At 57.6% G+C, this 22,916-nt stretch carries 18 protein-coding genes and 1 tRNA gene; 7 read left to right on the plus strand and 12 right to left on the minus strand.

The window, feature by feature from the left end; translation table 11 throughout:
- Positions 1-408: 408 nt before the first annotated feature.
- On the minus strand, positions 409-1,815 hold the full coding sequence (gene glnA / locus AC26AR_RS16390; protein WP_065392424.1) for a glutamate--ammonia ligase: 1,407 nt from the start codon (positions 1,813-1,815) through the stop codon (positions 409-411).
- Positions 1,808-2,101 carry a hypothetical protein gene (locus tag AC26AR_RS16395; RefSeq protein ID WP_271302774.1) on the minus strand — a complete coding sequence of 98 codons (294 nt, stop codon included), beginning with the start codon at positions 2,099-2,101 and terminating at the stop codon, positions 1,808-1,810. The genes glnA and AC26AR_RS16395 overlap by 8 nt, the downstream gene beginning before the upstream one ends.
- 373 nt (positions 2,102-2,474) lie before the next feature.
- Here AC26AR_RS16395 and typA point away from each other — a divergent pair, with 373 nt between their 5' ends.
- From typA to rnk, 3 genes are all read left to right on the plus strand, one after another.
- A complete protein-coding gene (typA, locus tag AC26AR_RS16400) occupies positions 2,475-4,283 on the plus strand; it encodes a translational GTPase TypA (RefSeq protein ID WP_077379915.1) in 1,809 nt (602 codons plus the stop codon).
- A 626-nt stretch (positions 4,284-4,909) separates the two neighbouring features.
- Positions 4,910-5,800, plus strand: coding sequence for a WYL domain-containing protein (locus AC26AR_RS16405; RefSeq protein ID WP_077379913.1), 891 nt, complete (start codon positions 4,910-4,912; stop codon positions 5,798-5,800).
- A gap of 152 nt (positions 5,801-5,952) precedes the next feature.
- Positions 5,953-6,366 (plus strand): nucleoside diphosphate kinase regulator, encoded by a 414-nt coding sequence (gene rnk, locus AC26AR_RS16410; protein WP_176493851.1) that lies wholly within the window; start codon positions 5,953-5,955, stop codon positions 6,364-6,366.
- Between the two features lie 6 nt (positions 6,367-6,372).
- Here the strand turns inward: rnk and AC26AR_RS16415 are convergent, their stop codons facing one another.
- Both AC26AR_RS16415 and AC26AR_RS16420 read right to left on the minus strand, forming a co-directional pair.
- Positions 6,373-7,830 (minus strand): coniferyl aldehyde dehydrogenase, encoded by a 1,458-nt coding sequence (locus AC26AR_RS16415; RefSeq protein WP_488107333.1) that lies wholly within the window; start codon positions 7,828-7,830, stop codon positions 6,373-6,375.
- Between the two features lie 293 nt (positions 7,831-8,123).
- Positions 8,124-8,200: transfer RNA gene (locus tag AC26AR_RS16420), tRNA-Arg, on the minus strand.
- A gap of 145 nt (positions 8,201-8,345) precedes the next feature.
- On the opposite strand from AC26AR_RS16420, the gene AC26AR_RS16425 reads away from it, so the two are divergent.
- Positions 8,346-8,840, plus strand: coding sequence for a c-type cytochrome (locus AC26AR_RS16425; RefSeq protein ID WP_279855712.1), 495 nt, complete (start codon positions 8,346-8,348; stop codon positions 8,838-8,840).
- 13 nt (positions 8,841-8,853) lie between these two features.
- Here AC26AR_RS16425 and rep read toward each other — a convergent pair whose 3' ends face one another.
- The 4 genes from rep to pyrE all read right to left on the minus strand — a co-directional run bounded on the left by rep (position 8,854) and on the right by pyrE (position 12,920).
- On the minus strand, positions 8,854-10,935 hold the full coding sequence (rep, locus tag AC26AR_RS16430) for a DNA helicase Rep (protein ID WP_488107334.1): 2,082 nt from the start codon (positions 10,933-10,935) through the stop codon (positions 8,854-8,856).
- Positions 10,936-11,010: 75 nt separating this feature from the next.
- Positions 11,011-11,484, minus strand: a complete 474-nt coding sequence (gene trmL / locus AC26AR_RS16435; protein ID WP_136939531.1) for a tRNA (uridine(34)/cytosine(34)/5-carboxymethylaminomethyluridine(34)-2'-O)-methyltransferase TrmL — start codon at positions 11,482-11,484, stop codon at positions 11,011-11,013.
- Between the two features lie 145 nt (positions 11,485-11,629).
- The gene (locus tag AC26AR_RS16440) at positions 11,630-12,190 is read right to left on the minus strand and encodes a YfaZ family outer membrane protein (protein ID WP_077379903.1); all 561 of its coding nucleotides are present in this window, start codon (positions 12,188-12,190) and stop codon (positions 11,630-11,632) included.
- A gap of 55 nt (positions 12,191-12,245) precedes the next feature.
- Positions 12,246-12,920 (minus strand): orotate phosphoribosyltransferase, encoded by a 675-nt coding sequence (gene pyrE / locus AC26AR_RS16445; RefSeq protein ID WP_077379901.1) that lies wholly within the window; start codon positions 12,918-12,920, stop codon positions 12,246-12,248.
- 86 nt (positions 12,921-13,006) lie between these two features.
- Between pyrE and AC26AR_RS16450 the strand changes: the two genes are divergently transcribed.
- Positions 13,007-13,774: an exodeoxyribonuclease III gene (locus AC26AR_RS16450; protein ID WP_077379899.1), complete on the plus strand. Its 768-nt coding sequence runs from the start codon at positions 13,007-13,009 to the stop codon at positions 13,772-13,774.
- 133 nt (positions 13,775-13,907) lie between these two features.
- Here AC26AR_RS16450 and rph read toward each other — a convergent pair whose 3' ends face one another.
- Positions 13,908-14,654 carry a ribonuclease PH gene (gene rph, locus AC26AR_RS16455; protein ID WP_077379897.1) on the minus strand — a complete coding sequence of 249 codons (747 nt, stop codon included), beginning with the start codon at positions 14,652-14,654 and terminating at the stop codon, positions 13,908-13,910.
- 195 nt (positions 14,655-14,849) lie between these two features.
- Here rph and AC26AR_RS16460 point away from each other — a divergent pair, with 195 nt between their 5' ends.
- Positions 14,850-15,713 (plus strand): YicC/YloC family endoribonuclease, encoded by an 864-nt coding sequence (locus tag AC26AR_RS16460; RefSeq protein WP_488107335.1) that lies wholly within the window; start codon positions 14,850-14,852, stop codon positions 15,711-15,713.
- Between the two features lie 93 nt (positions 15,714-15,806).
- Here AC26AR_RS16460 and AC26AR_RS16465 read toward each other — a convergent pair whose 3' ends face one another.
- Positions 15,807-18,365, minus strand: a complete 2,559-nt coding sequence (locus AC26AR_RS16465) for a DUF2357 domain-containing protein (RefSeq protein ID WP_488107336.1) — start codon at positions 18,363-18,365, stop codon at positions 15,807-15,809.
- A gap of 42 nt (positions 18,366-18,407) precedes the next feature.
- Positions 18,408-20,345 carry an MrcB family domain-containing protein gene (locus tag AC26AR_RS16470; protein WP_488107337.1) on the minus strand — a complete coding sequence of 646 codons (1,938 nt, stop codon included), beginning with the start codon at positions 20,343-20,345 and terminating at the stop codon, positions 18,408-18,410.
- A gap of 162 nt (positions 20,346-20,507) precedes the next feature.
- Between AC26AR_RS16470 and AC26AR_RS16475 the strand changes: the two genes are divergently transcribed.
- Entirely contained in the window at positions 20,508-20,936 is a 429-nt protein-coding gene (locus AC26AR_RS16475) for an organic hydroperoxide resistance protein (protein WP_488107338.1), read from the plus strand.
- Positions 20,937-21,032: 96 nt separating this feature from the next.
- Here the strand turns inward: AC26AR_RS16475 and AC26AR_RS16480 are convergent, their stop codons facing one another.
- Positions 21,033-22,613, minus strand: coding sequence for a BCCT family transporter (locus tag AC26AR_RS16480; RefSeq protein ID WP_077379885.1), 1,581 nt, complete (start codon positions 22,611-22,613; stop codon positions 21,033-21,035).
- Between the last annotated feature and the right edge of the window lie 303 nt (positions 22,614-22,916).

Genomic DNA, 22,916 nt, shown 5'->3' on the forward strand with positions numbered 1-22,916 from the left:
TCCCTTGACCGGCAAGGACCTGCTGTCACCCACTGAACCGATGCCACGCGAAGAAGAAGTGAAGGGCCACATCCGGGAATTCCTGAAGAAGTCATGGGAAGCCAGAAGCGCGCATCCGCTTCTGCCAGTCGTTTCACTCACTCGAACGCTACCAGCGTGCCAGAAGTGACATATCCTGCTGCCAAGTTACAAAGCTTCCCGCGTTGATACCAGCCCTGCTTGTTGCGACGCGACTTTCCGCGACGGGTCGCGGGTCCTGGACAGCCGGGAGTCAGCTCTTGGAGCACATGTCTCAGAAACGAGAACAGGGCCATACCTGTCGGTATGACCCTGTGTGTCTCGCCTCACGCATGCCCCGCGCTCAGACTGCTCCGGGCGGGGCCGTGAGCGACATGCGCCGTCGGTAGATCAGACGCTGTAGTACATGTCGAATTCGAGCGGGTGAGTCGCCATGCGCAGGCGCTGGATGTCTTCGCCCTTCAGCTCGAGGTAGGCATCGATCATGTCGTCGGTGAAGACGCCACCCTGGGTCAGGAACTCACGATCGCCGTCCAGCGCGGTCAGTGCCTGTTCGAGGCTCTCGGCCACGGTCGGGATGGACTTGGCTTCTTCGGCCGGCAGGTCGTAGAGGTTCTTGTCCATGGCATCGCCCGGGTGGATCTTGTTCTTGATGCCGTCGATACCGGCCATCAGCATCGCGGAGAACGCCAGGTACGGGTTGGCCGTCGGATCCGGGAAGCGAGCCTCGACACGCTTGCCTTTCGGGCTGGCGGTGTACGGGATACGGATGGAAGCGGAACGGTTGCGGGCAGAGTAGGCCAGCATGACCGGGGCTTCGAAGCCCGGCACCAGACGCTTGTAGGAGTTGGTGGACGCATTGGTGAAGGCGTTCAGCGCACGAGCGTGCTTGATGATGCCGCCAATGTAGTAGAGGGCCATTTCGGACAGACCCGCGTACTCGTCACCGGCGAACTGGTTGTCGCCATCCTTCCAGAAGGACTGGTGAACGTGCATGCCGGAACCGTTGTCACCGACCAGCGGCTTGGGCATGAAGGTCGCGGACTTGCCGTAAGCGTGCGCCACGTTGTGGATCACGTACTTGAGTTCCTGAACCTCATCGGCCTTCTTGACCAGGGTGTTGAACTTGACACCGATCTCGTTCTGGCCGGCGTTCGCCACTTCGTGGTGGTGAACTTCGACTTCCTGACCGATGGCTTCCAGGGTGTTGCACATGGCAGCACGGATATCGTGGAAGCTATCGATCGGCGGGACCGGGAAGTAGCCGCCCTTCAGACGCGGACGGTGACCCAGGTTGCCGCCTTCCGGCGTGGAATCGGTCGCCCATGCACCTTCTTCGGAAGAGATCTTGAACATCGCGCCGTTCATCTCGTTCTTCCAGTGCACTTCATCGAAGATGAAGAATTCCGGCTCCGGACCGAAGAAGGCAGTATCGCCCAGACCGGTGGACTTCAGATATTCCTCGGCACGCTTGGCGACGGAACGCGGGTCGCGCTCATAGCCCTGCATGGTGGCCGGCTCGATGACGTCACAGCGCAGCACCAGAGTGGTGTCTTCGGTGAACGGGTCAAGGAAGGCAGTGCCATCGTCCGGCATCAGGATCATGTCGGACTCGTTGATGCCCTTCCAGCCTTCGATAGAAGAACCATCGAACATCTGACCATTCTCGAAGAATTCTTCGTCAACCGTGCGCGCCGGGATGGAGACGTGCTGCTCCTTGCCCTTGGTGTCGGTGAAGCGCAGATCAACCCACTTGACTTCGTGTTCTTCAATCAGGGCAAGTGTCTTCTCAGCCATGGTAATTCTCCGATGGAGCCGGCGGCTCGGTTGCAGTTGGTGTCAGCGTTGTCTGTTCAGGTCTTTCGTTGTCTGTCTTTTTTCTCATGGTCAGCCAATGGATGCCAGCCATGAAGAGGATGACCTGATAATGCATCGAGCGTGCCAGAATGAAGCACACCAGAACATCAACAACAATAACTAACTGAAAACAATGAAGAAATACATGCACCCAAAGATGACATACTGGATTTTGCAGCGAGAAACATGACCCCACAAGGTGCAGAAAAGAGGATTGCGCAGGCACGAATTATCATATTGGTGCATCAAAAAATGCCTTGGCACCAACATGGTGCACAGCGAGCCATCAGGCCAATCTGACCGGTCGCATCAGCCTCACACTGGCCGCGTCAATTCGAGAGAACTCGCTGTCGATGACGGTCTTTTTCGCTCGTGATCGTCATGGCAGCCCCTGGCCACAAGTTTTTTTTCATCTGTCACAAGCGCGCGGAAAAGACTTGAGAGACAATCATTTGGGCACTTCAGGCCAATCCATGGCCGTCACTGACCCGCCTCGTGAATGCACGATGCTGGCAGGAGGCATGCCATGCCCCCTATAATGCGCCCCAAATCACAAGCGCCCGGTACGCGAGCGCCCATTTTCCGCACAGGTTCCCGTCGTGATCGAGAAACTTCGCAACATAGCCATCATCGCCCACGTTGACCACGGTAAAACTACCCTGGTCGACAAGCTCCTGAGTCAGTCTGGCACCCTGGACCGCAAGGCCGAGGGTCAGGAACGCATCATGGATTCCAACGACCAGGAAAAAGAGCGCGGCATCACCATTCTCGCGAAGAACACCGCGATCCAGTGGAACGATTACCACATCAACATCGTGGATACCCCTGGGCACGCTGACTTCGGTGGCGAAGTCGAGCGCGTGATGTCCATGGTCGATTCCGTGCTGCTGCTGGTCGATGCTGTCGATGGCCCGATGCCGCAGACTCGCTTCGTGACCCAGAAGGCTTTCGCCCAGGGTCTGAAGCCGATCGTCGTCGTCAACAAGATCGACCGTCCGGGCTCTCGTCCTGACTGGGTCGTCGACCAGATCTTCGATCTGTTCGACAACCTGGGCGCGACCGACGAGCAGCTCGACTTCCCGATCATCTACTGCTCTGCCCTCAACGGCATTGCCGGCATGGATCCGGAAGACCTGCAAGACACCATGGACCCGATGTTCCAGTCCATCGTCGACATCGTCGAGCCGCCGAAGGTCGAGCTGGACGGTCCGTTCCAGATGCAGATCTCCGCACTGGACTACAACAGCTACGTCGGCGTCATCGGTCTGGGCCGCATCAAGCGCGGTTCCGTCAGCCCGGGTCAGCAGGTTTCCATCGTCACCAAGGAAGGCGCTGTCCGCAAGGGCAAGATCGGCCAGGTCATGACCCACATGGGTCTGGACCGCGTGCAGACCGACAAGGCGACCGCCGGCGACATCGTCTGCATCACCGGTATCGAGAACCTCGCGATCTCCGACACCATCTGCGACACCGCGACCGTCGAAGCGCTGCCGCCGCTGACCGTCGATGAGCCGACCGTCTCCATGACCTTCCAGGTCAATGACTCTCCGTTCGCCGGTCAGGACGGCAAGTTCGTCACCAGCCGCAACATCCGTGAGCGTCTGGATCAGGAACTGATCCACAACGTCGCCCTGCGCGTCGAACAGGGTGAGACGCCGGAGAAATTCGTCGTTTCCGGCCGTGGTGAGCTGCACCTCTCCGTACTGATCGAATCCATGCGTCGTGAAGGCTTCGAGCTGGCCGTGGGCCGCCCGGAAGTCATCATCAAGGAAATCGACGGCAAGAAGCAGGAGCCGTACGAAGAAGTCATCATCGACTGTGAAGAGCAGCACCAGGGCTCCATCATGGAAGAGCTGGGCTACCGCAAGGGTGAGCTGACCAACATGAACCCGGATGGCAAGGGTCGTGTGCGTCTGGACTTCATCATCCCGTCACGTGGTCTGATCGGCTTCCGTGGCCAGTTCCTGACCCTGACCTCCGGTACCGGCATCCTGACCAGCCGCTTCGATCACTACGGTGACCTGAAGGAAGGCGCAGGCGTCGAGCGTCGCAACGGTGTCATGATCTCCATGGTGCCGGGCAAGGCACTGTCCTACGCCCTGTACACTCTGCAGGAGCGCGGCAAGCTGATCATCGGTCACGGTACCGAAGTCTATGAAGGCATGCTGGTGGGTATCCACAACCGTGCCAACGACCTGGTCGTCAACCCGACCAAGGCCAAGAAGCTGGATAACATGCGCTCCACCGGCAACGACGAGAACATCGTGCTGACGCCGCCGATCCGCTTCACCCTGGAACAGGCGATCGAGTTCCTGGATTCCGATGAGCTGGTGGAAGTCACTCCGCTGCACATCCGTATCCGCAAGAAGTACCTGAAAGAGAACGAGCGCAAGCGCGCCAGCAAGTAAGACGCTGCCCGTGCAGCCCTCCACCCCAAGTGGAGGGCAAGCCTGAAACGCAAAAGACCCGCCTCCCGGCGGGTCTTTTGCGTTTCAGGCGTGAACAACGCCACTTCCCTAATACTCGAGCATGTCATTGCAGATAGTGCGTCGCCATTAGGGCCGGCAGTTTCCCCCCTCAAACGTCCGTTCCTTGGCCTAACGCGTTCTAACCTCTTAAATGTGAGTCATATCAAGCTTCTGTTGTTGCGCATATCGCAGTGCTGCTCTCTTCCACCCGGCGATAGTGGTTTTCGGATGCGCCAACTTGTTGCTCGCAACGGCCAGAAGCCGCAATAGAAAACTGGAACCTGTTTATATGGCAACAGATTATTTCAATGCGTCACTTTCATGCGACGCAATGAAGTCGCGCCTTTCGCGGACACTGGGGTCAACGCATCCGAACAGGTATCTTCTGCCGGAGCTTTTTTCATGCCTACCCAGCATTTAAGAAGTCCTCAGCCATCACAGGAAGCCCGGAACCGGGTCATCTTCCCGATCATCAATGACGCCTGCCACGCGTTGCCATTGCCAGGGCCCTCTCCAGCAATCTCGCATTTCGGCGCCATAGAAGACCCGTATGAAAGGATTCATCAATGAGCATCAAGGAACGCCTGGAAACCCTGCCCTGGGACACGCTGGCACGCTACCGTCTGATCGAGATCATCGCCCTGTGGGAAGGCCGCGTCACGTCACGTCATCTGGGCAACGCCTTCGGGATAGCACGCCAGCAGGCGTCACGCGTCATGAAGACCTATCGCGAGACCGTCGCCGAACACAATCTTGAATATGATCCCGTGATCAAGGGCTACCGCCCCTCCGCCAATTTTCACCCGATGCTGACGCGGGGTGAGGTGGATGAATATCTGCAGCTGCTCGGCAATCATGACAATCTGAATCCCCACTTCACCGGACTCGGACTCGGTCAGGCCAACACCGAGGCGCTCCGCTTGCCGTCCCGCAGCGCCAGCCCGCCCGTGGTCCGGACATTGATTGAAGCGGCCAGCCAGGGAGCACGCCTGGAGGTCACCTACGCCTCTTTGAACTCCCCTCAGGGGGAAGAGCGTATCCTGTGTCCACATACGCTGGTCTATGCCGCAGGTCGCTGGCATGTGCGGGCCTTCTGTGAGAAGAACCGGGCTTTTCGCGACTTCGTGCTGTCTCGATTCCGCGATGTCCCTGAGCTGTTCGGCGAGGCACTTGAAGGCAGTCAACGTGAATTCGATGACGGCTGGGAAACCCGGGTCACCCTGCGCCTGGGGGCAGACCCTCGCCTGACGCCAGATGAGCGTGGCCTGATCGAACAGGACCACGGCATGGTCGACGGCGAGCTTCACCTCCCGACTCGCGGCGCCCTCGTCCAGTATGTGCTGCGTGAGCTGGGCATCAATCCGGATTATCTGGATGAGTCGCCCCGTGCGCAGCAATTGGTGGTGTTGAATCATGCCGAGATCAGCGACTGGTTGTTCGTCAGCTCCAGCGCCTGAAACGATGGCTTGCAGGACTATTCAGCGCTGAGTGAAGTTTATATGATGACTTCTGCACACAGTCCTTCGCCTACCCGGCGGAGGGCTGTTTTTTTGGTAACTCGCCAGGCCTTGTCAGCAAGGCGCGGATACCACACCTGACAGGAGGTCACATGGCCACACTTCCCTCGATCATCATCAATCGTCTGGATGCCGAACGCCTCGAGCGCCTGATTGATCGCGTCTCGGCTGCCGACCGCCAGGTGGCGGAACAGCTTGAGGACGAACTGGAGCGCGGCGATATCGTCGAGCCTCACGAGGTGCCCGCCGATATCGTCAGCATGAACAGCCGCGTGGAGTTCACGGATCTGACCCGCCAGCAGACCCTGATACGCACGCTGGTCTATCCGCACGCCCTGTCAGACCAGCAGGATGGCCTGTCAGTACTGGCGCCTCTGGGAGCCGCTCTGCTGGGGCTGCGGGTCGGTAGCCTCATCGAGTGGCGGCTGCCGGATGGCAGCCTGCACGAGGTACGCATCGAGGCGCTCCACTACCAGCCGGAAAGCGCGGGCGATCTGCACCGCTGATACCGCCTAGCGCATCAGCAGGCGGCGGATCAGACCATGGATGGCGCGTGCTGCCGGCCCGTCGGCATAGGGCGGATACATCAGCTTCGCGCCATTCATGCGCCCCTTGGCAAAGACGCCCTTGGCCTTGCTCAGCGTCTGGAACCCTTCCCGCCCGTGGTAATGCCCCATGCCGGATGGCCCGATGCCGCCGAATGGCATGTCATCCTGCGCCACATGCAGCAGGGTGTCGTTCAGACACATTCCACCTGCATGCGTGCCCTCGGTGACCCGCTGCTGTTCGTGCTTGTCGTGGCCAAAGTAGTAAAGCGCCAGCGGGCGTGGGCGCGCATTCACGTAGGCCATCGCAGCGGACAGCTCATCCACCGCCGCGTCCGGCAGCGCGACAATCGGCAGCAGTGGCCCGAAGATCTCCTCCTGCATCACCCGCATCTCATCCGTCACCTCAAGCAGTGCCAGCGGCGGCATCAGACGCTTCTCGACCAGCGCCGGGTCATCCCAGTCAGGGCTGTCGAGCAGTGGCCTGAGCGTCGCACCCTTGGCCAGTGCATCCTCGAGCACTTCCCTCACGCGCTGGTATTGACGCTGATTGATGATGCGCGAGTAATCCTGCGTCTCGGCGAAGCGCGGATAGAAGCGCTGGAAGCACTCCCCCAACGCCTGAACCAGCGACTCGATCTGATCTTCCGCACACAGCACGTAATCCGGAGCGACACAGGTCTGGCCGGCATTCATGCCCTTGCCGAAGGCAAGACGTGAGGCCGCCTCGCGGCGCTGCGCGTCGTCCGCCATCAATTGGCGCGACATGATCACCGGCGACTTGCCGCCCAGCTCCAGCGTGACGGGGGTCAGATTCTCCGCCGCGGCGCGCATCACATGCCGGCCCACCGCCGTGCTGCCGGTGAACAGCAGGTGGTCGAAGGGCAGTGCCGAGAAGGCCGCCGCGACCTCGGCCTCGCCGGTCACCACCGCGACCTGCGCTTCCTCGAAGGCATCCGCGAGCATGCCGCGCAGCGCCTCGGCGGTTTCCGGCGTGAATTCGCTCATCTTGATCATCACCCGATTGCCGGCGCTCAGCGCGCTGATCAAGGGGCCGATCGCCAGATACAGCGGATAGTTCCACGGCACGATGATGCCGACCACACCAAGTGGCTGGTAGACGACACTTGCACTGGCTGGCTGGAAGGCGGCGCTGACGTGGCGCTTCGAGGGCTTCATCCAGCCCTTCAGGTGACGGCGTGCATGGCGAATGCCCTCGTAGCTCGGTACCAGTTCCGCCAGGCGTGTCTCGTGAGCACTGCGATGACCGAAATCTCGGCTGATGGCCGCGACCAAGGCCTCCTCGTGCGCCTTGAGGGCATCACGCAGCGCTGCCAGCCAGCCACGCCGCTCCTCGGCACTCGGCATCGGCGCGTGGGCGAAGGCTGCTCGCTGAGCGTCCAGCAACTCACGCATGCGAGCCATCTCGGCCTCTCCCTCGTGGTCTGATGAGGCAGTCGCAGCGTCGGAGGTGGCAGGCAGGTCGTCAACAGCACGGGGGTCTTCAGGGGAAGCAGGCGTCATGAGCGTATCCGGTGGGAGCTGTCGAGAATGACAGACGTCGTCGTGGCTCACTCCGTTTTAGAACACTCGTTTGATGGCGTCAAAGGAAGTCTGCACGACAGTCCACGCAAGCCAGAATGCAAGAAGCCCCCGCACCGTGAGGTGCGAGGGCTTCTCGGATGTCATCTTGCCGATCGGCCGATGACGGAATTCGTTGGCGCGCCCAGCAGGATTTGAACCTGCGACCCCTGCCTTCGGAGGGCAGTACTCTATCCAGCTGAGCTATGGGCGCGCATGCCATGGTTGCGGAGAACCAAGGCGCGCTTATGGTAACGTCTTGATTCTACGTTGTCGAGATATCACGCCCGTCACACGGTTGCCGCCCCCTCGGCCAGCGCTATACTGGCTCGATACACAGCCTTCAAAAGGTGCACCTCATGCAAGCTCGCCAGCCATCCGCGTCATTCCTCACGCGCTCATCCCTGCCGGTTTCCCTGAGCGCGATGCTGTTCAGCGTGCTTGTCAGTTCACAGGCGCTCGCCGCGGACAATTCGCATGACGCCATCGCCGAGCGCCTCAAGCCGGTGGGTGAGCTATGCCTGAAAGGTGAGAATTGCGCAGGTGACATGGCCGGAGCGGGCCAACAGCCGTCTGCGGCGGCAGAGAGTGACTCCGCCAGTGCTGCCAGCGCGATCGACGGCGAGAAGGTCTACGGCGGTATCTGCATGGCCTGCCATACCACGGGCGCGGCCGGCGCACCGCGTCTGGGAGAGGCCGGCGACTGGGAAGCGCGTCTCGCCAAGGGCGACGAGACGCTCTACACCCATGCCATCGAAGGCTTCAATGCCATGCCGGCCAAGGGCGGCAACCCGGCGCTGTCCGATGAGGAAGTGAAGGCCGCCGTGGACTATCTGCTCGACTCCGTGCGCTGACCCTCGAGCGCGACTAACCGAGCAGGGAACGCAGGCCCGCGATGGCATCCCGTCCGCGGGCCACCTTCTTCTCCTGATCCTGCGGCTTGTCGGCACGCCCTTCCCACTCGAGATCCTCGGGTGGCAGCTCATCCAGGAAACGACTCGGCACACAGTCCATCATCTCGCCGTAGGTCTTGCGCTGCCGGGCCAGTGTCAGCACCAGCGTGCGCCGTGCCCGCGTGATGCCGACATAGGCGAGGCGACGCTCCTCCTCCACCGTCTCCATCTCGATGGAGTTGCGGTGCGGCAACAGGTCTTCCTCCAGCCCCATCACGTAGACGTGCGGGAATTCCAGGCCCTTGGAGGCATGCAGCGTCAGCAGCTGCACACGGTCCGAATCGTCCTCCTCGGCCTGCTGCTCGAGAATGTCGCGCAGCACCAGACGTGAGATGGCCGCCGCGACATCACCGGTCTCGGTGTCACCGACCATCGCCTCGCTGCCCTCAAGCTCTTCCACCTCCTCCTGGGGATTGCCGCTGATCGACTTCTCCAGCTGGTCGATCAGGATCCAGACGTTGGCCATGCGCCGCTCGGCGATCTTGGGGGCACTGGCGTTCTGATACAGCCAGCCCTCGTAATCCACTTCATGAAACAGCTCGCGGATCGCGCTGATCGACTGACCAGCATCCATCTCGCGGCGCACGCGGTCCAGCGTGTGGGTGAAGCGGCCGAGGCGGTCCAGCGCCCGCTCGCTGAGCTGCTCGCGCAGGCCCATCTCGCTGCAGGCGGCGTAGAGTGACACGCCACGCCCGGTGGCGTAGTTGGCCAGCTTCTCCAGCGTGCCCGGCCCGACTTCGCGCCGCGGCACGTTGACGATGCGCAGGAAGGCATTGTCGTCCGCCGGGTTGATCAGCAGCCGCAGATAGGCCATCGCGTCCTTGATCTCGTTGCGCCCGAAGAAGGAGGTGCCGCCGGAGAGCTTGTAGGGAATCTGATAGTGCTGCAGCTTCAGCTCCAGGAGGCGCGCCTGGAAGTTGCCACGATAGAGCACCGCGAAATCACGCCACTCGGCGCCTTCCTTGATGCGCCGCGTCAGGATCTCCCCCGCCACGCGCTCGGCCTCGGCCTCTTCGTTGCGATTCATGATGATGCGGATCGGGTCGCCATCGCCCATCTGCGACCACAGCGTCTTGTCGTAGACGTGCGGGTTGTTGGCGATCAGGGTGTTCGCCGCGCGCAGGATGATGCCGGTGGAGCGATAGTTCTGCTCCAGCTTGATCAGATTCAGCCGCGGGAAATCCTCGCCGAGGGTGACGAGGTTCTCGGGGCGCGCGCCACGCCAGGCGTAGATCGACTGATCATCGTCCCCCACCACGGTGAAGGTCTGACGCTCCTGCATCAGCATCTTCACCAGCAGATACTGACTGATGTTGGTGTCCTGATACTCATCGACCAGCATGTAGTGGATGCGCCGCTGCCAGCGCGCCAGCACCTCGGGATGGTCACGGAACAGCACCACTGGCAGCAGGATCAGGTCATCGAAGTCCACCGCGTTGTAGGCCTTGAGATGCCGGTTGTAGGCCTCGTAGATCACCGCGGCGTACTGGGCGTCTTCATCCTCGGCATGCGACAGCGCCGCCCCGGGCAGGATGAGGTCATTCTTCCAGGTGGAAATCTGACTCTGCACCGCATTGATCTGCTCGGCGTCGGTGTCGGCTTCCTTGTGCATCAGCTCCTTGATCAACACCTTGGCGTCATCGGTGTCGAACAGCGAGAAGCCCGGCTTGTAGCCCAGTGTCTTCAGCTCGCCGCGGATGATGGTCAGGCCGAGGGTGTGGAAGGTCGAGACGATCAGCCCGTGGCCCTCGCGGCCCTTGAGCATCTTGCCGACTCGCTCCTTCATCTCGCGCGCCGCCTTGTTGGTGAAGGTCACGGCGGCGATGTTGCGTGCCTTCATGCCGCATTCCTGCACCAGATAGGCGATCTTGGTCGTGATCACGCTGGTCTTGCCGGAACCGGCCCCTGCCAGTACCAGACAGGGGCCATCGATGGCGCGCACGGCTTCCTGCTGGCGGAGATTGAGCTTGGCGAGGCGATCACGGATCTCGGTCATCACGGTGTCCTGCTGGGCGAGGAAATCAATCGAAGAAACATCTCTGGTGGTGCCGGGCACGACCGGGCAGCGCACTCAATCAAGCTGCACGGCCCCGGCAAAGTCGAGCTGACGCCAGCTTTCGTAGACGACGACGGCGACGGCATTCGACAGATTCATGCTGCGGCTGTCGGCCAGCATCGGCAGGCGCAATACCTGCTCGCGGGGGAGACTGTCGAGCATCGCCTGTGGCAGGCCGCGCGTCTCGGGGCCGAACACCAGCGCATCCCCGGCCTGGAAGCTGGCCTCGTGTGGCGCAGTGCGACCCCGCGTCGAGAGCGCGAAGATCCGCGTCGGGGCCACACTTGCCACGAAGGCCTCGAGGCTGGCATGGCGCTGGACACGTGCCCACTCATGATAATCGAGTCCGGCACGCCGCAGGCGCTTGTCCTCCAGCTCGAACCCGAGCGGCTCGATCAGATGCAGGCGAAAGCCGGTATTGGCGCACAGGCGGATGATGTTGCCGGTATTGGGCGGAATCTCGGGCTGATAGAGCACGATATCGAGCATGAGCGAACTCGCGGCAGATGACGAAACAGGGCGTTGGCAGGCCAGCATTCCCCTCATGGCAGCACCGCCCGCCAGGACAACGCAAAGCGGGCCCCGAAGGGCCCGCCATCTTACCGCAATGCACATCCGTCGCGCAGGGCGGGAATCAGAACTGCAGACGCATGCCGACCAGCGGGCCGGAATCCAGCGTGCGCTCGTCACGGTTGTCGAAGTCCGCCTTCACCTTGCGGTAGCCGACATAGCCTTCGACGTTGTCGATGACCTGGTAGCGGGCGCGCAGGCCGTACTCGTAGCTGTGCTCCAGCTCGTCGCTGGTCACGACGTTCGGGGTGACGTAGCCATAGCCACCCAGCGAGACGCGCGGCGCGCCCGGCAGGTAGTAGTAGCCATAGCCGCCCAGGCCCAGACCGCCGCCGTCACCGTGGTCGGTGTCGTACTGGCTCCAACGTGCGCCGAGGCCCACGTCGTATTCGCTGGTGCGCTCGGTGCCCAGCAGCTGGACGTGACCGGCGGTGACATCATCGTGGTCATCGCTGGACAGGATACCGCCGCCGAGCTGGACGCCGTTGCTGATCTCGCCGTTCAGCTCGCCCTGGACGGCTTCACTGTTGAGGTTGAGATCGGCGTTGCCGGCGAGTGCCGGGGCGGACAGGCTAGCGGCAAGGATAGCTGCCGAAAGGCCGAGAATGTTACGGTAAGCTGTCATGTGCATGTCTCTCTACGTGACTGGGAAATGTGGTGTGCGCGGGTCATGAGCGCTCTCAGGCGCTCTGGAGACCGTACTGCGCACGATAGTCGCGGATAGCTGCCGCGTACCCAGACAGTTCCTGCTGTGCGTATTGCTCAAGATACTCCAGCACCTGGTCGAGCGTCACGATACTGACCACGGGCATGGAGAAACGTGCTTCCACTTCCTGGATGGCACTGTTCGCTTTCAGGCCACCCTGTCCATCCGGAGCACGCTCCTGACGGTCCAGAGCGATCACGACCCCCGCCGCCTTGGCACGCTCGGCGTGGATGATCTCCATCACTTCGCCGATGGCGGTACCGGCGGTGATGACGTCATCGATGATCATCACGCGGCCTTCCAGGGGCGCGCCGACCAGCGAGCCGCCTTCACCATGCGTCTTGGCTTCCTTGCGATTGAAGGTAAACGGCATGTCGCGCTGATGGTGGTCGGCCAGCGCGACGGCCGTCACGGCACCCAGCGGGATGCCCTTGTAGGCAGGGCCGAACAGCACGTCGGCCTCCAGGCCCGAGTCGACGATGGCGCGGGCGTAGAAACGACCCAGGCGCGCCAACGCCTGACCGGAGCGGAACAGGCCAGCATTGAAGAAGTAGGGGCTCACCCGCCCGGACTTGAGCGTAAACTCGCCAAACCGCAGCACGTCCTGCTCGATGGCAAACTCAATGAACTCCCGCTGGTAGTCCTGCATCCGATATCACCTTTGAATTCGTTAGCCATTTACCAAATCGTCTAAAGCTCGGGTATCATACAGGCGCGACGAACCAGGGACCACGTATGAAAATCGCTACAGTTAACGTCAATGGTATTCGAGAAGCGGTCAGCCGCGGCTTCCTCGACTGGCTTGCCAGTCAGGACGCCGACGTCGTCTGCATCCAGAACCTCAAGGCCAAGAGCTTCGAGCTCGACGACAGCATCCTCTACCCGGAAGGGTATGAAGGCTACTTCCTTGACGCCGAGAAAGACGGCTTCTCGGGCGTAGGCCTCTACTGCCGCCAGATTCCCAAGGCCATCATGTATGGACTGGGCTTCGAGCAGTGCGACAACGAAGGCCGCTACCTGCAGGCCGATTACGACCGCTTCAGCATCTGCTCCTTCCTGATGCCTGACGGCAGTGATCCGGACGCCAAGGGCGCCTTCATGGAGCAGTATCAGGAATACCTCAGCAAGCTGCGCCGCAAGCGTCGTGATTACATGATCTGCGGCACCTGGCATGTGGCCCACAAGACCGTCGATCTCGCCAACTGGTCCGACAACCAGATGACGCCCGGCTTCAAGCCGGAAGAGCGCGCTTGGATGGATCAGGTCTTCGGCCCGATCGGCTTCATCGATGCCTTCCGCGAGGTCAATCGCGAGGCTCACCAGTACTCCTGGTGGCCGGCGCTGGACAGTGACCAGCCGCGCGCCCGTCAGGAAGGCTGGCGCCTCGACTATCAGGTCATCGACCCGAACCTGCGTCGTCACATCAAGGACGCATGGATCGATACCGACGCGACCTTCAGCGAATTCGCACCGGTGATCGTCGAGTACGACCTCGAACTGTGATCCGTCGCGTCTCGCCTTGAGCGCTCGGCCTCGGGCCACCCTGCCAGTCGCATGATGTGCCATCCGGCACTGACGAAAACGCCCCCACCGCGCAAGCGATGGGGGCGTTTTCCGTCGGGTCCCGAAAAAGGACTCAGGCCTCGGCGGGCATGCCCAGCGCCGCACGCTGCGCGGCGAACAGCTCCGCTCCGGTCCGCTCGGCGAGATCCAGCAGCGCGTTGAGCTCGGCGCGATCAAAGGCTGCGCCTTCGGCCGTGCCCTGCACCTCGATCAGCCCCTTGCCTTCCGCCATCACCACGTTCATGTCGGTATCGGCCTTGCTGTCTTCCGGATAGTCGAGATCCGTGACCGGCACGCCCTTGTAGATACCGACGGACACGGCGCTGACCAGACTCACCAGCGGGTCCGTCTTGATCTTGCGCTCACGCTGCAGGCCCTGCAGCGCATCGACCAGCGCCACACAGCCACCGGTGATCGCCGCGGTACGCGTGCCGCCATCGGCCTGCAGCACATCGCAGTCGATGGTGATGGTGTATTCGCCCAGCTTCTTGAGGTCCACCGCAGCGCGCAGCGCACGGCCGATCAGACGCTGGATCTCCACCGTACGACCACCCTGCTTGCCACGCGCCGCCTCACGATCACTGCGGGTGTGGGTCGCGCGCGGCAGCATGCCATATTCGGCGGTCAGCCAGCCCTTGCCGGAACCGCGCAGCCAGCGCGGCACGCCCGCCACGACAGAGGCGGTGCACAGTACGCGGGTATCCCCGAACTCCACCAGCACCGAGCCCTCGGCGTGACGAGTGAACTCACGGGTCAGGCGGATCTCGCGCGGCTGCTCCGGGGTGCGGCCACTGGGGCGGATCACGTTGGCTTCGCTCATGGGGATTCCTTTGTTGCAGTCTTCGGGAGGCCAGAGTCTACACGCCACGCCCACGGGCGACGACCTTCACCGCACACCGGGCCGCCCGCCCGAGAGCACTGGGCGCTCAAGAGCGGCACGCGTACACTTCAGGCTATCAGCGCGGTCGCTCATACGCCGCCTCTCTCTCGACAGCCAACCGACAAGGAGCACGTCATGGTCCACAGCATGACCGCCTTCAGCCGCCAGACCCATGAAGCCGACTACGGCACCCTGACACTGGAACTGCGCTCGGTGAACCAGCGTTATCTGGAACCGCACTTCCGCCTGCCCGACAGCCTGCGCGAACTCGAAAGCACCTTCCGCGAAGGCCTGCGCAAACGCCTCAATCGCGGCAAGGTCGAGCTCTCGCTGCGCTTTGACGCCGAAGCCGGTGCCGACAGCCTCGCCGTCGATGCCAGACGCCTGGGCGAACTCAGTCGCGTGCTCGCCGAAGTCGGCCAGCACTGCCCGGACGCCCCGCAGCCCTCACGCCTCGCCCTGCTCGACTACCCCGGCGTGCTGGTGCGCGAAGGCGCCGATCAAGAACGCATCAAGGCCGATGCCCTCAGCCTGTTCAAGCGCGCGCTGGACGAGCACATCGAAGGCCGCGCCCGCGAAGGCGAACGCCTCGCCGAGCTGATCAGCGCACGCCTCGATGGCGTCGACACCCACGTCGCCGAAGTCCGTCGCCTGATGCCGGACATCCTCGCCCGACAGCGTGAAACCCTGCTCGCCCGCCTCGAGGAAGTCCGCGCCACCCTCGACCCGCAACGCCTGGAAGCCGAACTGACCCTGATGGCCCAGAAAGCCGATGTCGATGAAGAACTCGACCGCCTCGACACCCACGTCAGCGAAGTCCGTCGTCAGCTCACCCAGAAAGGCCCCATCGGCCGTCGCCTCGACTTCCTGATGCAGGAACTCAACCGCGAAGCCAACACCCTCTCCTCCAAATCCGTCGTCGCCGACACCACCCGCTGCGCCGTCGAGCTCAAGGTACTGATCGAACAGATGCGTGAGCAGATTCAGAATATAGAGTGATAACGGCCAACAGTATTAAGAAACTGGCGGATGCCATTGCCAAACTGCCTTTATAGCTTAAGGTAAATTATTCATGGCCTCCGCCAGGCACGGTTACACCATTGCCTCCTTGTAAACTTTCTCTACATCGGCAAAAGTTGTTACGCTCTCTAACTGAGTTAAAGTAGTGAGTTTCATTGAATGAGCTATTGGTCGATGTGGCACACGCGTTACCGGAACGTGTAATGTAAGCGGCTTCCCAAGCTCAAATAAATAATATAGCTCAGACGCATCAGAAGCTTTTCCAGCCTGTTCTTCGTCGATCTCATATCGTGGGAGGAGCCTTACGCGCTTAACTGGCCAAAGCTTATCTATTTTTTTGGTATTCGTTTGGTCATCAGATGTAGATGCCAAACCCAGGTAGCGAATTTCTTCTACCACATGTTGCTTAAATTTACCCAAGAAAGTACTTTGCGGCATGTGATACCAGCGCGCAAGCCCTTGTTCAAATGCCTCAAAGTAGCCATCATCTCGCTTACGCTTACCACTTAATGCTACTGTCATTGTTAAATCTGAATATAGTACTTGCTGCATACCAGAATAGGGTATACGTGAAGCCTCTTGCACGTATAGATTTTCTTTTATACTTGAGGATGAATAATTATTCATTCCCTCCGCAGAGACTCCCCCAATTTGTGACCTCAAAAATTCTAACAACCATTGATGGCCACAATATTCAGTCTCAGCTTGACTAGGGAGCAATGCAAAAGCCCCGATTCCAACTTCTTCAATCGCACGAGCATATGGATTATCATGTGCTTTCTGATCAAAAAAACCAGGATAGAGAGCAAATGCTCCAAAAACGGGTCGACTTTTCCTTAATAGATAAGAAATATCAAACTTATCACTTTTCTTATTGGGATCAGTTAATCGAATTAATGCGTCACGATATCGGTGCATCTGATTAATTGCATCATCTGGCACTCGGTCTATATTATCGATATCTTCAGACTGATCATCATAACGTTCCTTATGATTTTTTATGCGGTACTTCGCATCAAATATCCAAATAAACTTTTGTGCCTCTTCAGGTTGTTTACTCCCTGGGATCGTGATTTCTAATACAATATCGGGTTCCTGACTCACTAGATAGGAACGAATGTCTTTACCTTTTTTTGTGAATTTTGGCTCATGAGCCAACCTCGCTGTTACACCATCACTTCGCTTGAAACAAAAGGCGCCTGCAAATCCATCTCTTAATTGATATTCAAAATAATCATTTTGAGCTAAACTTATTAATTCACTATCAACCACATTAAAACCAAGCTCATCTTCAAGAATTTTCTTCAGGCATAAAAAACACCACACTTCATAAATCTCAGACACCGACTTCATAGACATACTAGATTGATTGTCAAAGGCATCGAGATAGTATTTCAACTCTTGCCAGACTCGATAAACTGCACTATAACCAGTTTTTTGTTGTAGCACCAATGACTCTCGAGTCATTCCAGAGAAAGAGCCGACCTCGCTAATAAAGCTTTGAGTTAATATTTTATTTAAAGGCTTCTGCCAGCAGTGTAGCTCATCTAAAAAATGATTTGATAACCGCTGGTTCTCAGGCGCACGATTATTAGCGCGCAACTTGTTTTCGAAATTTGCTAATTTTCGCTTACTTTGGCTTACTACCATCTTGATAAACCTGTTTTCTGGAGTATCAACACTAAGCCTTTTTTTATTCACCCTATACCGCTTATCATATTGCCCAGAAGCAAAATCCTGTTTCACGCGCTCAGCTAGCTTTCTAGGAAGACGTCCCTTTAACTTTGAAGCCTTGATACTATCAATATGCGACTGCAGGCGACTATGAGGTGCTGCACAAACCACTTTGAGTCCCTGCTCAAAACGCAACCTTAAAGCAGCAAAATTCGCTAGCCACATTAACGGAAAATGACCTCGCTGATCCCCTAGCGCTGTGTCTTGCTCAGTTTTTTCTACAAGGCTGAAACGCCACAACGGATAAATAGAATCAATCGCTCGATACATACATGGGAGGTCACGATGCAACATCATCTTGACTGGAAGCACTTCGAACGCGATATTTTGTAGATAGGTCTTGCCTTCAATTTCAAAAGATAAGGGCAAGCGCATCCATCCTACATCGTTCCCAGTATTTATAGTTCCTGTCAAACGAGCTGGCATTGGCCCTCGTTGCTTTGAGAATCTAAAGGTGTCATTAACATTTTGACTACGGTGCTTTATGCATGCAAACGTCACTTTAGAAAAGAAAACCCACTCAAACTGATATTGGGTATTCTCAAAAAAAACTGGTGAACCTAATAATATATTATCTTTCTTTTTAGGTACTAAAACACTTGTGGACAGCTCTGTTGCCACAGAAGTACTTGCATTCTCCTGGTTTGAACTTGGTTCTAAATGAAAATCAACAAGCTCGATTTCAGGTGAAAAGCGTAACTGGTAACTAGGAGTCGACATATCCTCTGTAAGTACCGCAGAAATATTGTTCTCCTTCCAATCTCCATTAGAACTACTAGTGGCCGAACTAGAGCTTCTAGCCATAGTGGTATTATACATTTTGACACGCTGACTAATATCACTAGACCAGACTGAAAACTCGTAATCAGGAGTTTGCAATCGAAATAACTCTGGCATAGCTAGACCTCCATATTGTCTATTTCCACTATAAGCAGAAGATCAAGGCCAGAAGCTGGTGAAGGTAGCGATAACTAATCTTTGCTGCATCCACTCCAGTTTGTTTATAGAGCGACACGGGATATTCAATAACTTTTCGCTATTACTATCTGTTATTATTTTTTCCCGATAAAGATCTGGCCGCTGAATTAAATCGCTATCGCTTCGATTCAAAATAGATGCGAACTGACTCTGCAGCACAACTTTCAGCTTTAATAGTATCTCTTCCCCTCCTGCAGTTGTAAGTTTATCACTATCTCCCTCAATGCGAGGAAGCACCTTGCACATCATAAAATCATCCCACACCGCTATCAGACTTTTATCGTCTTGTGGCTGCGCACAAACAACTGCTAATAACAACTCATTAAGTGCACGATACGCCAGCTCGAAAGGCGTACTTTCCAAGCTTTCATTAATCGCCTTCAAAAACACAATACTTTTTTCACCATTACGGTCACAAGTTGATTCCAAGTCTAATTGACTTACTTGTGCCTGTAGCGGATAGCTCAAAGCTTTATTTTGAATGGTAGGTAAAAAGAATTCATCAAAGCTATTTGGAAAAAAGGCGCCAAAGTCAAAACTAATCGCTCTGTCTATCACTTTCCTGGAAAAGCCATGGGTTGTTTCATCCATATTAACCGTGCCAGCAACGATTAAGTTGAAAGGTATTCCGATGCCATATTGCTCAAACATCTTCCATGCCATATCGTAGATAGAGCCTTGAAGTCCAAGATCTTCTCTTAATGTGGAGTTTTCTCCTAATTGAGATATTGTAGATGACTTGAGTAACGGGTCGCTACTATATGAGAATGACCCGTCCCTCCATGACCATGAGCGTGTCTCTAATATTGAAAGATAATCAGCAAAATACTGCTCTACTGGTGCTAAATTCATCTCATCAAGGCAAAGCCAATAGGGTCTAATTGAGCCAAGGTCTTTGTTATCACCGATAACCTCTAACCGACCGTTTTTTGATACTTCAAACTTTACTTTTGCAGAAAATATTTCACGCCATGCTTTAACTATGAAAAATAGCACATCTGTAACTACAAATTGCGGCGTGCCATTAAGACGAGATATGTATCCTAAAAGATCACTTGGTTCATGCCAGTCTGGGCGTACAGAGCTTAAACAATAAGTATCCGCTAATGACCCAGTAGCCTCTGCTTGTTTACGCACAAATCTAGTTTTTCCTGTTCCTGAAATGCCAGCAAGCAAGAGAAACGGCTTATAAATAAATATATCAGGAGTAAAGTTCACAGATAAGTCAACATTATCTGACTCGTCTACATTATTTGTATTAAAATCGAGCTGCTTAGAGTCATTGACTTCGCTCAACTTGGTATCAATGCTGTCAAGAATAGATAACGTTTCAACTCGCTTGTAATAGTATAACAATTCGGCAAGATCATTAAAAAGCTCTTCTTCCTCGGGAAGATTATCAAATGCATAAAATTTAGCGGCAATATTTGGCTTCTCATATGACTTCCCAAGACTGGTGGAAGCATTTAGCTGTACACAATCTACATTTTCCCAATCTATTAGTTCGGGTATTTCATTTCGAATATGCTGTACGATAACTTCAGACCTTTTCTCTGAAACAACCTTACCATACTTATCTTTAGGGTTAGTCGTGCCTTGATTGAGTGACAAATAAAAGCCGGAACCATCAGCTTTAAAAAGGTATACTGGATATACCCCATCTTTAGTGCTAGTGGTTATTCTCGGATTTAGCATCGAAATCCAAGGTACATTTGCCCAATTACCAGCACCAACACTAGCCTTGACAATAAAATCTGGGTGCTTTGTATGTACAAAGGTCTTAACTCGACCACCTATATTAACTTTAAATAGTTCAGCAATCGCGTGATTAGTAAATGTTTCTTTACAAGCATCCTCCCAGCTACTCAAAAATTTCTCTATATCTTGTATAAGCGGCATAATACTTTACCTGAAAATAATTAATTTGAAATTAAAATTAGACTGCTTAGATTAGCAAAGTTAACTTAAAAACCTATCCTAATGTAACCTTGATTTTTCTTTCGGAGCCACCATCTTGTTTCCATCCCTCAGCTGAGGGCATTTCCGCTCAAGGAGTCAGGCATGTCTATCGAACAAGTGCTGTACCGTGCAGAAGCCACTACCACTGGCGGGCGTGAGGGCAAGTCGCGTTCTTCCGACGGGGCGCTGGATGTCACCCTGAGCACGCCGAAAGAGCTGGGCGGTGGTGGCGGTGAAGGCACCAACCCGGAGCAGCTGTTCGCGGCGGGTTACTCTGCCTGCTTCATCGGTGCCATGAAGCACGTGGCCAGCACTGAAGGCGTGACGCTGCCGGAAGGCCTGGAGATCACCGGCAAGGTGGGTATCGGCCAGATTCCGGCCGGTTTCGGTATCGAGGTGGCGCTGGATATCAGCCTGCCGGGCATGGACAAGGCCGAGGCGGATGCGCTGGTCGAGAAGGCGCACCAGGTGTGCCCTTACTCCAATGCGACGCGTGGCAACATCGATGTGACGCTGAACGTCAGCGTCTGATGACTGGCGACTGATCGCCAGACACGAAAACGCCGCCCCTCGGGGCGGCGTTTTTGATGGTGCGACACGCTCATTGCTCTCGAGCGTGCGAGCCGATCAGACGCCCTGCTCACGCGCCATGCGGCGGGCAATCAGCGGAGCGTTCCACAGGCTGGGCAGCAGAATCAGTGACACCGGCACGGCGGTGACGACAATGAAGGATTGCAGCGCATTGATGCCGCCATCGCCCATCGAGATCAGCAGCGCCGCGACCACGCCCATCATCAGGCTCCAGAACACGCGCACGCCGCGCGGCGGATTGTCGTGGCCGCTCATCACCATCGAGACGGCGTAGGTCATCGAGTCACCGGTGGTGGCGACGAACAGCGTGGTCAGCACCAGGAACAGCACCGAGATGGTGAAGCCGAATGGCAGCTGCTGGGTGATGGCGATCAGCGCTGCCGGCAGGTTGAAGCCGGTGAACGGGCCGGAGACGCTGCCCGGGTTGCTCAGCTCGAAGGCGAGCCCGCTGCCACCGATGATGGTGAACCACAGGCAGGTGACCAGCGGCGAGATGACCGCGATCAACAGCACCATCTGACGCAGGGTACGGCCACGCGAGATGCGCGCGACGAACATCGCCATCAGCGGACCATAGCCGATGAACCAGCCCCAGAAGAACAGCGTCCAGCCATTCAGCCAGCCATCGTCAGCACGGAAGGTGGACATGGAGACGAAGTCGCCGACGTAGCGCACCAGCCCTTGCGGGAAGGCATCCAGCAGGAAGCCGGTCGGACCCATGATCAGGATGAACAGCAACAGCGCGCCGCCGAGCAGGACATTGGTGCTGCTCAGGAACTGGATGCCACGGGTCACGCCGCTCACCGCTGACAGGGTGTAGATGACGGTCAGCACGAGCAGCAGGGTGAGCTGGGTCGCGTAGGTATCGGGGATGCCGAACAGCGCATTGAGGCCATAGCTGACCTGCAGGCCGAGGAAGCCGATGGGACCGACGGTACCGGCGACCACCGCCAGCACGCAGCAGGCATCCACCAGCGCGCCGACGGGGCCACGCATGACGCGGTCGCCGAACAGCGGATAGAGCAGCGTACGCGGCTTGAGCGGCAGGCCCTTCTCGTAGTGCAGGTACATGAAGATGATGCCGGTCAGGCTGCCGAGCATCGCCCAGGCCAGGAAGCCCCAGTGCATGAAGCTCTGCGCCAGCGCGTTGTAGGCGGCATCGGCGTTGCCCGTCGGGGCATCCGCGCCGAACACCGGCGGCGGCGAGGTGAAGTGAGCGATCGGCTCGGCCGCTGCCCAGAAGACACCACCGCCCGCCAGCAGCGTGCACAGGATGATGGCCATCCAGCGCAGCGTCGAGATATCCGGCGCGGCGAGTCCGCCCATGCGCACCCGTCCGGTGCGGCCGATGGTCAGCACGATGGCGATGACGAAGGTCGCCAGCATCAGCGCTTGCCAGTAGGCACCGAAGTAGTGGGTCGAGACACCGAAGGCACTCTGGATGAGCGCGGAGACACCGTCGAGATCGACCAGTGCGGCGATGGCGAACAGCGCCAGCACGCCACCACTGATGATGAAGACAGGCCAGTCGATACCTTGCGGGGAGTGTGCGGAATCAGCGGGGGGAGTTACCGGTGTGGCGGAGCCGGACGAAACAGTCCGGGAAGAATCCGTCATTAGTCAGCCTCTGGGCATGATCTGAGTGACGGTGCAGTGTATCAGTCGAGACAGGAGGAAATAGGCGATAAGCGGTTGTTTTTACACCTATGTAACGCGACGTATCATCAAGCCTACAGCCGTTTTACATTCTTGGCGCGCCGTAACATGACGCATCCTTCGAGTCGTGCCCCTTCGCGCCGCTTGTGCCCTCAGTCCCTCTCCTCATGAAGACGCCGCCCTGGAGGGCGGCGTCTTCTTTCTCGTCATCGGATGACATGGCCCTGCCTATCCTGCCGGGCGAATCATGTCGGGCGAACCATG

Source organism: Cobetia sp. PS-4MA, assembly GCF_057670765.1.